At 67.5% G+C, this 12,738-nt stretch carries 12 protein-coding genes and 1 tRNA gene; 11 read left to right on the top strand and 2 right to left on the bottom strand.

The window, feature by feature from the left end; translation table 11 throughout:
• Window positions 1–64 precede the first annotated feature (64 nt).
• Window positions 65–1,162, top strand: a complete 1,098-nt coding sequence (locus tag MOX01_RS10780) for a VIT1/CCC1 transporter family protein (RefSeq protein WP_058631167.1) — start codon at window positions 65–67, stop codon at window positions 1,160–1,162.
• A gap of 112 nt (window positions 1,163–1,274) precedes the next feature.
• On the opposite strand, the gene MOX01_RS10775 is transcribed toward MOX01_RS10780, so the two are convergent.
• Window positions 1,275–1,357: transfer RNA gene (locus MOX01_RS10775), tRNA-Leu, on the bottom strand.
• 111 nt (window positions 1,358–1,468) lie between these two features.
• Here MOX01_RS10775 and MOX01_RS10770 point away from each other — a divergent pair.
• Both MOX01_RS10770 and MOX01_RS10765 read left to right on the top strand, forming a co-directional pair.
• The gene (locus tag MOX01_RS10770; RefSeq protein ID WP_141369573.1) at window positions 1,469–2,764 is read left to right on the top strand and encodes a M20/M25/M40 family metallo-hydrolase; all 1,296 of its coding nucleotides are present in this window, start codon (window positions 1,469–1,471) and stop codon (window positions 2,762–2,764) included.
• Window positions 2,765–2,805: 41 nt separating this feature from the next.
• On the top strand, window positions 2,806–3,630 hold the full coding sequence (locus MOX01_RS10765) for an undecaprenyl-diphosphate phosphatase (protein WP_017830635.1): 825 nt from the start codon (window positions 2,806–2,808) through the stop codon (window positions 3,628–3,630).
• 7 nt (window positions 3,631–3,637) lie between these two features.
• On the opposite strand, the gene MOX01_RS10760 is transcribed toward MOX01_RS10765, so the two are convergent.
• Window positions 3,638–4,486: a PAC2 family protein gene (locus MOX01_RS10760; RefSeq protein ID WP_046747004.1), complete on the bottom strand. Its 849-nt coding sequence runs from the start codon at window positions 4,484–4,486 to the stop codon at window positions 3,638–3,640.
• An 80-nt stretch (window positions 4,487–4,566) separates the two neighbouring features.
• On the opposite strand from MOX01_RS10760, the gene MOX01_RS10755 reads away from it, so the two are divergent.
• From MOX01_RS10755 to MOX01_RS10720, 8 genes are read left to right on the top strand one after another with little or no spacing between them, the layout of a single operon-like run.
• A complete protein-coding gene (locus MOX01_RS10755; protein WP_371861856.1) occupies window positions 4,567–5,259 on the top strand; it encodes an HAD family hydrolase in 693 nt (230 codons plus the stop codon).
• A complete protein-coding gene (locus MOX01_RS10750; RefSeq protein ID WP_058631169.1) occupies window positions 5,256–6,275 on the top strand; it encodes a tRNA (adenine-N1)-methyltransferase in 1,020 nt (339 codons plus the stop codon). Before MOX01_RS10755 ends, MOX01_RS10750 begins: the two co-directional genes overlap by 4 nt.
• A gap of 10 nt (window positions 6,276–6,285) precedes the next feature.
• Entirely contained in the window at window positions 6,286–7,197 is a 912-nt protein-coding gene (locus MOX01_RS10745; RefSeq protein WP_058631170.1) for an FKBP-type peptidyl-prolyl cis-trans isomerase, read from the top strand.
• The gene (locus tag MOX01_RS10740; RefSeq protein ID WP_058631171.1) at window positions 7,197–8,189 is read left to right on the top strand and encodes a helix-turn-helix transcriptional regulator; all 993 of its coding nucleotides are present in this window, start codon (window positions 7,197–7,199) and stop codon (window positions 8,187–8,189) included. The genes MOX01_RS10745 and MOX01_RS10740 overlap by 1 nt, the downstream gene beginning before the upstream one ends.
• Window positions 8,186–9,169 carry a helix-turn-helix transcriptional regulator gene (locus MOX01_RS10735; protein WP_141369571.1) on the top strand — a complete coding sequence of 328 codons (984 nt, stop codon included), beginning with the start codon at window positions 8,186–8,188 and terminating at the stop codon, window positions 9,167–9,169. The genes MOX01_RS10740 and MOX01_RS10735 overlap by 4 nt, the downstream gene beginning before the upstream one ends.
• A gap of 44 nt (window positions 9,170–9,213) precedes the next feature.
• Window positions 9,214–9,450 (top strand): Sec-independent protein translocase subunit TatA, encoded by a 237-nt coding sequence (tatA, locus tag MOX01_RS10730; RefSeq protein WP_021200561.1) that lies wholly within the window; start codon window positions 9,214–9,216, stop codon window positions 9,448–9,450.
• 57 nt (window positions 9,451–9,507) lie between these two features.
• Window positions 9,508–10,266, top strand: a complete 759-nt coding sequence (gene tatC, locus MOX01_RS10725) for a twin-arginine translocase subunit TatC (protein WP_045265395.1) — start codon at window positions 9,508–9,510, stop codon at window positions 10,264–10,266.
• Window positions 10,263–12,737 carry a DEAD/DEAH box helicase gene (locus tag MOX01_RS10720; RefSeq protein WP_141369569.1) on the top strand — a complete coding sequence of 825 codons (2,475 nt, stop codon included), beginning with the start codon at window positions 10,263–10,265 and terminating at the stop codon, window positions 12,735–12,737. The genes tatC and MOX01_RS10720 overlap by 4 nt, the downstream gene beginning before the upstream one ends.
• Window position 12,738: the final 1 nt, after the last annotated feature.

Here is a 12,738-nt window from a genome sequence, read left to right as displayed (position 1 = left end):
GAGCATCCGCGGATAGCGTTGAACGGTTGCCCACGCATAGGGCGCCGCCATCTCTGGAGGATCCATGACAGCCCCCGCTGCCGCCACCCCGACCCCCGCCGATCGTCGGCGCTGGGCGCGCTACCTGGTCGAGGAGCGCGCCGAGGGCGCCGTCTATCAGAAGCTCGCTGCACGCCGAGAAGGCGAAGAGCGCGACATCCTGCTGAGCCTCGCCGATGCGGAACGTCGCCATGAGCAGCATTGGCTCGATCTCCTCGGTGAGGAACCGCGGCGTCTGCCCCGCGCCGGGGTCCGCTCGCGCCTACTCGGATGGATGGCCGGTCGTTTCGGATCGATCTTCGTGCTCGCCCTCGCACAGAGCGCTGAGGCACGGTCGCCCTACGATTCGGAGCAGTACGCCACTCCGGCCATGAGGGCAGACGAGAAGGTGCACTACGAGGTCGTGCGCGGACTCGCTGCGCGTGGTCGCAGGCGGTTGTCCGGTTCGTTCCGCGCGGCCGTGTTCGGCGCCAACGACGGCCTGGTGAGCAACCTCGCGCTGGTGCTCGGGATCGGCGCGACGGGCGTGAGCTCCGGCTTCGTGCTTTTCAGCGGGATCGCCGGTCTCCTGGCCGGCGCACTGTCGATGGGAGCAGGCGAGTTCGTCTCGGTACGTTCCCAGCGCGAACTGCTCGCGGCGACGGAGGCCAACGAGGACGCACACGCATCAGCGGGAGATCTCGACATCGACGAGAACGAGCTGGCTCTCGTCTACCGTGCCCGCGGCATGGAGCAGGAGGAATCCCTCGCGCGGGCACGCCGCATCGTGAAGGCGGCGCAGGCCGGCGTGCGTCAGGCTGCGACCGGTCCCGTGGACATCCAGCGCGGCGATGATCACGAGATCGTCGGCAGCGACTGGACGGCGGCCATCTCCAGCTTCCTCCTGTTCGCCTCCGGGGCGATCATCCCCGTGCTGCCGTGGATCTTCGGGCTTCAGGGCACCACGGCGATCATCGTCGCCCTCGTGCTCGTCGGCATCGCCCTCCTGAGCACAGGCGCGATGGTGGGAGTGCTGTCCGGGGGCCCGCCCCTTCGTCGAGCACTCCGCCAGCTCGCCATCGGGTTCGGGGCTGCCGCGATCACCTACGCGCTCGGTGTGCTGTTCGGCGTCGGCGCGGCCTGAACGATCCGCGATCCGGCGGGCGCTGCGTCCCCGCCGGATCGCGGAAGACGAACCGCATCGCGGAACGCGAAGAAGGCCCCGGATCCTGGGATCCGGGGCCTTCTTCTTCCTGTGCGCGGAGGGGGACTTGAACCCCCACGCCCTTACGGGCACTACGACCTCAACGTAGCGCGTCTACCATTCCGCCACCCGCGCAGGTTTTGGATGATCGTTGCCGACCGAAGAATGACATTACCATGTCCTCCGCGGCCTCTCGAACCGAGGCGCACGCCCGGGCGTGGCGCGACGTTTCGATAGCCTGGACCCATGACTGAACCGTCCCTCCCGGAGGTCGTGCGCATCGCGAGCGACCTGATCCGCTTCGACACCTCCAACTTCGGCGGCGGCAACGCGAAGGGCGAGCGGGAAGCCGCGGAGTATGTCGGGGCCTACCTGGAGGGGCTCGGACTCGAGGTCGAGTACTACGAGCCGATCCCGCGCCGCACGAACGTCATGGCACGAGTGGCGGGACGCGACAGGGAGAAGCCCGCACTCGTCGTGCACGGGCACCTCGACGTGGTCCCGGCCATGGCCGAGGATTGGAGCGTCGACCCGTTCGCCGGATTGGTGCAGGACGGGATGCTCTGGGGCCGTGGGGCCGTGGACATGAAGAACATGAACGCGATGATCCTCACCTCGGTCGCCGAGATCCTGCGTGCGGGTGAGCAGCCGGAGCGCGACCTCGTTCTCGCGTTCTTCGCCGACGAGGAGAACGGCGGGGTCGAGGGGTCGGCGCTCGTCGTGCAGAACCGCCCGGAATGGTTCGAGGGTGCCTCGGCCGCGATCAGCGAGGTCGGCGGCTACTCGATCACGGTCGACGACCGCCGCGCCTATCTGCTGCAGGTGGGGGAGAAGGCCCTGATCTGGATCCGTTTGGTGGCGAAGGGACGAGCGGGACACGGCAGCCGCCTGCACGACGACAACGCGGTCACGAAGCTCGCTGAGGCCGTCGCGGCGATCGGACGCACCCGGTGGCCGATCCGCCTGACTCCGACCACCAGAGCGCTGCTCGAGGGGCTGAGCACGCTGTCAGGTCGCAGCGCGGACGACCCTGACGCTCTCGCCGCAGCCGCAGGGCCGGCCGAGGCCTTCCTCCGCTCCTCGTTCCGCACTACCACGAACCCGACGGCGCTGACCGCGGGGTACAAGCACAACGTCATCCCGGAGCGGGCGGAGGCGCTCATCGACGTGCGAGTGATCCCCGGCACCGAGGACGAGGTCCTGGCCGAGCTCCAGCAGATCGTCGGAGACGAGATCGTCATCGAGACGGTCGTCCGTGACATCGGGATGGAGACGCCCTTCGAAGGGGATCTCGTCGAGGCGATGGTCGCCAGCATCGGTCGTCATGACCCCGGGGTTCCGGTGATCCCGTATCTGCTCGGTGCCGGTACCGACAACAAGGCGTTGGCGTACCTCGGGATCACGGGCTACGGCTTCGCGCCTCTCAGGCTCCCGGCCGACCTCGACTTCACAGGCATGTTCCACGGAGTCGACGAGCGAGTACCCGTAGAATCGCTTGTCTTCGGCCAGCGGGTGCTGACCGATCTGCTGCGCACGTACTGAGCGCCGCGCGCTCCGTGCCTCCTCCGACCTGAAAGCCCTCCATGCACCTGCTCGAAGCACTGATCCTCGGCGTCGTCCAGGGACTCACCGAGTTCCTCCCGATCTCCTCCAGCGCACACCTGCGCATCCTCGGGACTTTCCTCCCCTCCGGTGAGGACCCGGGCGCGGCGTTCACCGCGATCACCCAGATCGGCACCGAGGCCGCAGTCGTCGTGTTCTTCTGGCGAGACATCGTACGCATCGTGACCCAGTGGTTCCGCTCCCTCGTGGGGAAGGCGCCTCGCAACGATCCGGACGCGAGGATGGGCTGGTTGATCATCATCGGCAGCATCCCGATCGTGGTGCTCGGGCTGCTCTTCCAGGATCAGATCGAGACCGTGTTGCGCTCGATGTGGATCGTCGCGGTCATGCTGATCGTCTTCGGAATCCTGCTCGGTGTGGCCGATTACGTGGGGGCGAAGCGCCGCAAGCTCGACGACCTGACCTACCCGCACGGCATCGCATTCGGTTTCGCGCAGGCGCTGGCCCTGATTCCCGGCGTCTCCCGTTCGGGCGGAACCATCACCATGGGCCTGTTCCTGGGCTACGAGCGCGCCGCGGCTGCGCGTTATGCGTTCCTGCTGGCGATCCCTGCGGTGTTCGGCAGCGGCTTCTACCAGGTGTTCAAGAGCTGGGACGAGCCCTCGTTCTTCTCCTTCGGCGACACCCTCGCCGCGACCGGCATCGCGTTCGTCGTCGCGCTCGGCGTGATCGCGTTCTTCATGAACTGGATCTCGAAGCGCAGCTTCCTGCCGTTCGTGATCTACCGCATCCTGCTCGGAACCGTGCTGCTCGTGCTGCTCGGCACCGGCGTGATCGCAGCCTGAGCGCGAATCAGCGCTTGCGGTCTCCCGGACCGTCGTCCCGTCGACGGAGGTAGCGCTCGAAGGCCTGCGCGATCGCGTCTCCGGACGCTTCGGGGGAGTCCCACGTGTCGCGCGTGCGCTCGAGCTGGCGGATGTACTCCGCCATGTCCTCATCCTCGGAAGCGGCGGCGTCGATGGACGCCTCCCACGCGGCAGCCTCCGTCCGCAGCGCCTGACGGTCGACATCCACGCCGGTGAGTTCCTCGAGCCGGTCCAGCAGCGCGAGGGTCACCTTCGGCGAGGGAGTCGCCGAAGCGACGTAGTGCGGCACACTCGCCCACAGGCTCGCTGTGGGGATTCCCGCATTCTCGGCGAAGTGCTCGAACACCGTGAGGATTCCCACCGGGCCCTCGTACATCGATCGTTCCAGGGCGTGCGCCTCGCGCACCTGCTCGTTCTGGCTGGAGGCGAAGATCGATATCGGTCGGGTGTGCGGCACGTCGGAGAGCATCGCACCGAGGGTCACCAGCCCGGTGATGTCGTCACGCAACGCGACGTCGATGAACTCGGAGGCGAACGCCTGCCACGTGCGCGCGGGCTCGGCGCCGGTGAGCAGCCAGATCTCGGGACCGGGCCCGGGATCGCGCGGCCGCCACAGTCCTGCTTCCGGCCAGGTCAGCTGGCGTCGTCCCTCGGCGTCCATGCGTGTCGATGGGCGCGTGTACTGGTAGTCGAAGTACAGCTCGGGGTCGACGGAATGCACGAGGTCGTACTCCGAGGATCTACGCAGTGCCTCGATGGCGCCGCTCGCTGCTTCACCCGCATCGTTCCAGCCGTCGAAGGCGGCGATGACGATGCGCGGACCGAGAACATCCATCGAGGCTCCCTTCGAGATGGCGGTCGTGATCCTTCCAGGCTAGTCCGCGGAGGCGGGATGCGGGCGGCACCACGGCTAGCATGGGTTCAGTGAGCAGAAAGCCCAGCGCGGTCCTGTGGGACATGGATGGAACACTCGTCGACACCGAACCGTATTGGATGGCGGCCGAGACGGCGCTCGTCCAGTCGTTCGGAGGCTCCTGGACCCATGAGGATGCACTTCAGCTCGTGGGAAGCGGCCTGATCGACAGCGCGGTCATCCTGCAGAACGCCGGAGTCGCCATGGAAGCCGAGGCGATCGTCTCGCATCTCACCGACGTCGTGCAGGAGTCGCTGCGCACCCAGGGCGTCCCGTTCCGCCCCGGTGCGCGCGAACTGCTCCGCGACCTCCGCGACGCGGGGATCCCGACAGGGCTGGTGACGATGTCGTTGCGCCGCATGGCCCTCAACGTGGTCGACCTGATCGAGTTCGACGCGTTCGACATCGTGGTCGCGGGCGACGACGTGGACAACCCCAAGCCGCATCCCGAGCCTTACCTGCAGGCAGCGGCTCTTCTGGACGTCGACATCGCCGAGGTGATCGTCATCGAGGACTCGCCGACCGGGGTGCGAGCGGGCCTCGCCTCGGGCGCGCTCACCCTCGCGGTCCCGCACATCGTGCCTCTCGACCACCTCGGCGCTCACGAGCTGTGGGACACGCTGGACGGCCGAGGCGCGGTGGACCTGACCGATCTCTACGACAGCCGCGCAACCGCGACAGGAGCCGCCCGATGACCGAAGCCAGCCCGAACCGGCCGAGTGGCCCCTTCCGCGCCGGCGACCGGGTGCAGCTCACCGGCCCCAAGGGGCGCCTGCACACCGTGACGCTCCGCGAGGACGGCGAGCTGCACACGCATCAGGGCGTGCTCCGCCACCGCGACCTCATCGGACTTCCCGACGGCTCCGTCGTGGCGAACAGCTCGGGGCACGACTACCTGGCGCTGCGTCCGTTGCTGCGCGATTTCGCGATGTCGATGCCGCGCGGAGCGGCGATCGTGTACCCGAAGGACGCGGCGCAGATCGTGATGCAGGCCGACATCTTCCCCGGCTCGGTCGTGGTCGAGGCGGGTGTCGGCTCCGGCGCTCTCTCCCTTTCCCTCCTGCGAGCCGTGGGACCGGCGGGAACGCTGATCTCCTTCGAACGCCGCGAGGACTTCGCCGATGTCGCCCGCGGCAATGTGGAGACGTTCTTCGGGGAGCGCCCTGACACCTGGCGCGTCGTGGTCGGCGATCTCGTGGAATCCCTTCCCCGCGAGGTGACGCCGGCCTCCGTCGATCGGGTGGTGCTCGACATGCTCGCTCCGTGGGAGTGCATGGACGCCGTCGCCGATGCGCTGACCCCCGGTGGCGTCGTGCTCTGCTACGTGGCGACAGCCACTCAGCTCTCCCGTGTGGCGGAGTACATCCGCGCCACGGGTCTCTTCACCGAACCCGATGCCTCCGAGACGATGGTTCGCGGCTGGCATGTGGAGGGCCTCGCCGTGCGGCCTGATCACCGCATGGTCGCGCACACCGGCTTCCTGCTCACCGCGCGCAGGCTCGCGCCGGGTGCGGTCGCCCCCTCCGTGAAGCGACGGGCATCCAAGAGCAGCTATGGCGACGAGGACGTGGAGGCGTGGACCCCCGGTGCCGTGGGCGACCGCGAGATCAGCGACAAGAATCTCCGCAAGCGCGCACGGGAGGCGGAGAAGGCTGCGGAAGGGGCGCGCCTTGCCGCCGCATCGCGCGATTCCGGGCACGCGACGGAATAGACTGGAGCGCGTGCGTAAAACGTCCGCCGTTCTGGCCTCCCTCAGCCTCGCCGTCCTCGCCCTGACGGGCTGCACCGCGACCGCATCCGACGGTGTCGCCGCCTGTGATCGCGGTGGTGACGACAAGATCCTGAACGTCGCCGACGTGAGCGGTGACCTCGGTTCGCTGCCCGACGTCGAGGTCTTCGGGCCCGTCAAGTCCGACAAGACGGCCTTCGCCGATGTGACGGTCGGCGATGGCCTCGCGCTGGGCTCGAAGTTCCAGCCCGTGGTGCTCGATATCGCCTTCTACGGCGGCGACAGCGGCGAGAAGCTCTACCAGTCCGAGTTCAACGGCGACCAGAGCCGCGTGCACAGCATCGACTACTGGGCGCAGCGCTCTGCCGGTCTGTCCGATGTGCTGGAGTGCGCGACCGAGGGCAGCCGCGTCCTCGCCGTGCTCACCCCGGAGGACTTCGGCGAGCAGAACGTCCAGGCGTTCGGACTCGAAAAGGGGGAGAACATCGTGGCGGTCATCGACGTGCTCGATGTGATGCCGGCGAAGGCATCCGGCGCGTTGCAGTTCAATGACGCGCGAGGACTCCCCACCGTGGTGCGCGCTCCCGACGGCACGCCGGGAGTCATCATCCCCGACGTTCCCGCCCCCAAGGAGATCACCACGCAGACGCTGATCAAGGGCGACGGTCCGAAGGTGAAGAAGGACGACATCGTCGTCACCAACATCATGGGCGTCGGTTGGGACGACAAGAAGGTCACCACGAGCTCGTGGGGTGCCGATGCCAGCGTCAGCGTGGCTGCCGAACAGCTCGTCGGAGCCACGGTCGGATCCCAGCTCCTCGTCGTCTTCCCCGCCGCCGAGAACGCTCCGGCCACTGCGGTCGTCGTCGACATCCTGGGCGCAGTGACGGCGCCCACGCCGTGATGGCAGCCCGGATCCCCGCGGAGGAGCGTCTGACGAATCTCGTCGTGGCGCTGATGGCCACGGAGATCGGGTTGACCAAGCAGCAGATCCTCGACAACGTCTCCGGGTACCGGCAGCGCGCCGAGGCCGGTACCCGGTCGGATGCGCTCGAGAAGATGTTCGAGCGGGACAAGGACGAGCTGCGCTCACTCGGCGTACCCATCGAGACCATCGGGGACGCAGCGGATCCGAACGATCTCCGCGAGGCGCGCTATCGCATCCCGCAGGCGGAGTACGACCTCCCCAGCGACATCGAGTTCTCGCCGGCCGAGCTCGCGGTGCTGCAGCTCGCCGGAAGCGTCTGGAGCTCCGAATCGGTCTCCGGGGACGCGCAGTCCGGCGTCCGCAAGATTCGCGCCCTCGGCATCGACGGCGACGAGCCGATCATCGGGTTCGCGCCGCGCATCACCGCGCGCGATGCGGCGTTCTCGCCTCTGCAGGATGCGATCGAGCGGTGCAGGGTGGTCACGTTCGAGTACTTGAAGCCCGGAGAGGATGCGCCGCGCCGCCGCCGTATCCGGCCGCTGGCTCTGGTCGATTACGAGGCACGGTGGCATGTCTACGGCATCGATGTCGATGTGGAGGAGGACCGCACCTTCCTGCTCAGCCGGATCGTCGGGGACGTACGCATGACTCCCCAGAGCTTCGATCCGGTGCTGCGCGACGGCGCAGGAGATCGCGCACTCGCCGGGCTGGAGCGCGTCGCCGCCGAGAACTCGGCCCTTCTGGAGGTCACCCCCGGCACGGAGGCGGCGTTGCGGCTGGGACGACGCGCCTCGCCGGCTACGCAGGGCATCAACGTGCCCTTCGTCGACCTGCACATCCTCGCCGACGAGCTCGCCTCGTACGGACCGGAAGTACGAGTGGTCGACCCGGCACCCTTGCGGGAAGCCGTGATCTCGCGGCTGCGTGCCGTCGTGAACGCCCACTCCGGAGCGGAGGAGACGAAGTGAGCGCGATCTCGAAGCCCCTGCTCGCCGCCGATCGCGTGCGCCTGTATCTCACACTGGTTCCCTATCTCCTGGAGCACGGACAGGTCTCTCTCGAGGAGGCGGCCGCGGAGTTCGCCGTCACGCCGCAGGAGATGCGCGGGATGGTGGAGAAGCTCACCGTGATCGGTCTCCCCGGAGAAGCGGGGTACTGGCAGCAGCCGCAAGAGATGTTCGACATCAACTGGGACCTCCTCGATCTGGAAGACGTGATCGAGATCACGAACGATGTGGCTCTACGCCGCGTCCCGCGCTTCACCGCTCGCGAGGCTGCGGCGCTGCTCGCAGGGCTCCAGATGGTCGCGGCGGTCCCGGCCGTCTCGGACTCGGGTCTCGTCGCCGGACTGATCTCCAAGCTGTCCCGTGGCGCGGCGGACGCGCCCGCCGATGTCGTCGTCGCCCCCAGTGCCGTCGACGAGGTGCGCGAGGCGGTGGCCCGCGGACTGCATGAGGGCGTCGCGATCGCGTTCACGTATCAGGCTCCCGACGCCGCGCCGACCACTCGCACCGTGGATCCGATGCAGATCCTCATCACCAACGGTCAGTGGTACCTGCAGGGGTGGTGCCACCTGCGCAAGGCCATGCGCACTTTCCACCTCGACCGGGTCAGCGCGCCGGCGCTCACCGACATCCCGATCACGCATCAGGGAGATCACGTCCCCGAAGCCTTCGCAGGGCTCGAGGAGGAACGGACCGTCACGGTGCGGGTGCCGGAGAGGCTGGCTCCTCTGCTCGGCGGTTTCGTGCCCACCGGAACCACCGACGCGGTGGACGGTGCGGTCACAGCGCAGCTGCACCTCGCGGACCCGCGGGGTATCAAGCGGCTCGCTGCGCGCTTCGGCGGGGCGATGGAGGTTCTGGAGCCCGCGCTGGGCCGTACGGCGACGAGGGAGTGGGCTGCTGCGGGACTCGCGCTCTATCACCAGCCCGAAGCAGAGGTTTGATCTGTAGACTGGATCGAACGCTCACCGACGACGGGAAACCTGACATGTTCGCTGGAATGCAAGGCTGGCACCTGCTGATTGTGCTCGCCGTGATCCTCCTTCTGTTCGGTGCGGCCAAGTTGCCGGCTCTCGCGAAGAGCATGGGCCAGTCGGCTCGCGTGTTCAAGGGCGAGATGAAGGCCATGAAGGACGACGACGCCGCTCGCACCGACTCCGCAGCCGCCGAGCCGACCACGGTGAAGGACTCGGGCATCGACCCTGAGACCCCGCCCCGCGCCTGACCGGCCGTGGCAGCCATCGAACCGACCGTGATGCCGAAGGCGGATCGGGATCGACGGATGTCGCTCGGCGCGCATCTCGTCGAACTGCGCAAGCGCCTCATGTTCGCTGCGCTCGCCCTGCTCGTCGGAATGGTGATCGCCTTCCTCATCGCCGATCCGATCATCAACTTCATCACCGAACCGGTCCGCATCATCGCCGAGAAGCGCGGAGACGATTTCAGCGCGCTCAACTTCGGCACCGTCACGGCCGCGTTCGACATGCGCATGCGCATCGCGTTCTCGATCGGCATCTTCCTGTCCGCACCCGTGTGGCTGTGGCAGATCTGGGCGTTCATCATGCCCGGACTCACGCGCAAAGAGGTCAGGTACACCGTCGGCTTCGTGGTCGCCGCCGTTCCGCTGTTCTTCGCCGGCTGCTACCTCGGCGTCATGATCATGCCGCACATCATCGAGCTGATGTGGAGCTTCACCCCGGCAGGCGCGACGAACCTGTACTCGGCGCAGGAGTATTACGACTTCATCTTCAAGCTGATGATCGTGATCGGCATCTCCTTCGTGCTGCCGGTGTTCCTCGTCGCCCTCAACCTCGCAGGTGTGATGTCCGGACGGGCGATCCTCAAGGGATGGCGCGTCGCGATCATCATCGCGACGGTCTTCGCCGCGCTCGCGACACCCGCGGCAGACGTCGTCAGCATGCTGATGCTGGCAGGCATCCTCATCGTGCTGTTCTTCGCCGCTGCCGGTCTCTCGCTCATCTTCGACCGGCGCAAGCGCAAGCGTGACGAGGCATCAGGGCTTCTGCCGGATCCGGCATGAGTTCGCCTTCGGAGAAATACGCTCGCGCGCGGGAAGCGGGGGAGCATCCGCAGTCAACGGCGTTCGCGGCGCTGCAGAAGTTCGATCTCGACCCGTTCCAGGTCGCCGGCTGTCATGCACTCGAGGGTGGACGAAGCGTGTTGGTCGCTGCTCCGACAGGTGCAGGCAAGACGATCGTCGGCGAGTTCGCGATCCATCTCGCGATGCAGACATCGAGCGACAAGGCCTTCTACACGACGCCGATGAAGGCACTGTCGAACCAGAAGTTCCGCGAGCTGGTCGACGTCTACGGGGCCGATCAGGTGGGCCTGCTCACCGGCGACACCAACATCAACGGCAATGCGCGGATCGTCGTCATGACGACCGAGGTCCTGCGCAACATGATCTACGCCGACTCGGCGGCGCTGAGGGATCTGCGCTACGTGGTCATGGACGAGGTGCACTACCTCGCTGACCGATTCCGTGGAGCGGTCTGGGAAGAGGTCATCATCCACCTCCCCGCCCGCGTCCGCCTGGTGTCGTTGAGCGCGACGGTGTCGAACGCGGAGGAGTTCGGCGACTGGCTGGACACGGTGCGCGGCGATACCGAGGTCATCGTCTCCGAGATCCGTCCCGTGCCGCTCGAACAGCACGTCCTCGTCCGTGACGACCTGCTGCCGCTGTTCGACGATCGGGCGGGTCTGGCCACCGCGCAGGTCAACCAGGAGCTCATGCGGATCCGCTCCGCGACGGGCACGACATACGAGAACAACCGGCAGGCGCAGTCGTACCGCAGCGACCGCCATGCCGGACGTCAGGCGAAGCGTCCGCCGCGCGGGGGACGACGTCCGGTCCGTGCTGCCAACGCGCGCCGCATCGAGCGAATGGATCGGCCCGACGTCGTCCGTCTGCTCGAACGCGCGAATCTGCTCCCTGCCATCTTCTTCATCTTCAGCCGCGTGGGGTGCGATGCCGCGGTACAGCAGGTGCGCCGCTCCGGTATCAGGCTCACGTCCAACGAGGAGCGCGCGGAGATCCGCGCCATCGTCGAGGAGCGCACGCGGACCCTCCAGGACGAAGACCTCGGTGTGCTCGGCTACTGGGAATGGCTCGACAACCTCGAACGCGGAATCGCCTCGCACCACGCGGGCTTGCTGCCCGCTTTCAAGGAGGTCGTCGAGGAGCTCTATCAGCGCAAGCTCGTGAAGGTGGTCTTCGCCACCGAGACGCTCGCCCTCGGCATCAACATGCCGGCGCGCACCGTCGTCCTCGAGAAGATGGAGAAGTTCAACGGCGAAGCCCGCGTCGCCATCACCTCGGGGGAGTACACCCAGCTCACCGGTCGCGCAGGGCGTCGCGGCATCGACGTCGAGGGCCACGCCGTCGTGCAGTGGACCGAGGGCATGGATCCGCAGGCGGTCGCCGCACTCGCGTCCCGGCGCACGTATCCGTTGAACTCCAGCTTCCGCCCGACCTACAACATGGCCGTGAACCTGATCGACATGTTCGGCAAGCCCAGGGCGCGGCAGATCCTGGAATCGTCGTTCGCGCAGTTCCAAGCAGATCGGGCCGTCGTCGGGCTCGCACGCCAGGTGCGCGAGGCCGAGGAGTCGTTGGCCGGCTACCAGAGCGCGATGGCCTGTGAGCACGGGGACTACCCCGAGTACGCGGCCATCCGGCGCGAACTGAGCGACCTCGAGAAGAAGAACCGGCAGGACTCGAACGCCCCTCGCGCTTCACGCGACAAGCGGATGAAGCGAATCCAGTCGTTGCGCACGCAGATGCAGCGGCACCCGTGCCATCGTTGTCTGGATCGCGAAGCTCACGCGCGGTGGGCGGAGCGGTATTGGAAGCTCAAGCGCCAGACCGATCGGATCCGCCGTCAGATCGAGACGCGCACCGGCACGGTCGCACGCGTCTTCGACCGCGTGGTCGAGGTACTGGAGACGCTCGACTACCTCACCGAAGTCGACGGAGAGACGGCGCTGACCGAAGCGGGACGCACCATGCGTCGCATCTACGGCGAGCGGGATCTGCTCGTCGCGGAGTCGCTCCGTCAGGGACTGTGGGCGGGGCTGGATGCTCCTTCACTCGCGGCGATGGCGTGCTGCCTCGTCTATGAGCCTCGCCGTGACGAGGCGAATTCGGGGGAGCGGGGTCTGCCCCGAGGCGCCTTCCGGGCCGCATACGAGAAGACGACGACGCTCTGGGCCGAGCTCGACGATCTGGAGCAGGATCACCACCTGCCCGGGAGTGAGCCGCTGGCGGCGGGGCTGGCCGGGGCGATGCACTCCTGGGCCCGCGGCGGCATGCTCGACCGCGTCCTGATCGACGCCGACATGGCTGCAGGAGACTTCGTGCGCTGGGCCAAGCAAACGATCGATCTGCTCGATCAGCTCTCCATCGTCGCGGAAGATGCCGCACTCGCACGAACGGCACGGGCCGCGCTCGATGGCGTGCGCCGCGGCATCGTCGCCTACTCGTCGATGTGAG

The sequence above is a fragment of the Microbacterium oxydans genome (genome assembly GCF_006540085.1).
Classification (GTDB): domain Bacteria; phylum Actinomycetota; class Actinomycetes; order Actinomycetales; family Microbacteriaceae; genus Microbacterium; species Microbacterium oxydans.
The sequence above is the reverse complement of the archived record's forward strand: the minus strand, read 5'-3'. Positions and strand labels throughout refer to the sequence as shown.